2 protein-coding genes are annotated in these 1,001 nt (G+C 70.7%); one reads left to right on the top strand and one right to left on the bottom strand.

The genetic code is table 11. From position 1 onward, the window contains the following. Window positions 1-229 precede the first annotated feature (229 nt). A complete protein-coding gene (locus MTQ10_RS30700) occupies window positions 230-445 on the bottom strand; it encodes a hypothetical protein (protein ID WP_247474061.1) in 216 nt (71 codons plus the stop codon). Window positions 446-631: 186 nt separating this feature from the next. On the opposite strand from MTQ10_RS30700, the gene MTQ10_RS30705 reads away from it, so the two are divergent. Further along, window positions 632-877, top strand: a complete 246-nt coding sequence (locus MTQ10_RS30705; RefSeq protein WP_247474063.1) for a hypothetical protein — start codon at window positions 632-634, stop codon at window positions 875-877. Window positions 878-1,001: the final 124 nt, after the last annotated feature.

Below are 1,001 nucleotides of genomic sequence, written 5' to 3' on the forward strand. Positions count from 1 at the left end.
GCACGAGGGCCTTTCTGGTCGCCGGTGCAGATCTCGCAATCCACACCGAGCCAGAGGGCCCTCACCCATTTCAAGATCACACGTCAGTGATCGCTGTCACCAACCTCCGTGGACAGAACAACTAGCCAGGCAGGAAGGCGTGTTGGTGCTGCTGGGGGCATGACGAACCGGGCCCATCGGGTGAGCGTGGGGTTCGGGGAGGGGTGATCCGGCCGGTGGTCGGGGTGGCTCAGAGTTGTGCGAGGGCGGCGGTGGCCACGGGCAGGGCGATGCCCATGCGGGTTGCGAGCTGGGCGGCGGTGACCGGTGTTCCGTGCTCGGCGTGGTGGGTGTCCGCGATGCGTCGGGCCGCACTCAGCAGTGCGGCGGGGAGGACCGGTCGGGAGCCGGTGGCAGGCGCCGTGGTGACGGCCGGGGCGGGGGCGGAGTCGGGGACCTTGAGCACGGTAGGCACTTCGGCCGGAGGCGGCGTAGGTGTCGCGGCGGGGACCGGCTCAGGGGCCGGGGCCGCCGTTTCGGGAGCGGGCGCCGAGGTGGCCACCGGCTCAGCGAGGGGTGCGGGGGTGATGGTTGCGGTGGTGTCCTCCCGGTGTGCGGCCGTGTGGAAGTGGGCGAGGAAGGCGGGGCCGACGTGGCCCCAGCCCAGGAGCAGGAGCGGGGCGACGGTGTCCAGGCAGGCCCGTCCGTAGCGTCCGGTCAGCAGGGGTGCAGGCTGGACGAGGCGGAACAGGTCGCGGCCCGGAGCATGGACTCGGTGGAGCCGAAGATCACGGGGGCTGAGCCGGACCACTACGCGGTGTGGGGCGGCCTGGCTATGGAGGCCGCCGCCGCAGCCGCGAGGAACAACCGTCCCGACGAGGCGAAGGAGTACCGTTAAGACGTCGTTTCTGATGGCGTGATCGCTCGTTGAGCCGTGCATGACGGATCTGGTGGAGCGGTTGGTGCCGGACGAGTTGTGGGTGCTGTTCCGGCGGGTGGTCCCTCCGACGGAGGTCATACGC

Source organism: Streptomyces sp. XM83C, from assembly GCF_023072675.1.
GTDB lineage: Bacteria > Actinomycetota > Actinomycetes > Streptomycetales > Streptomycetaceae > Streptomyces > Streptomyces thermocoprophilus.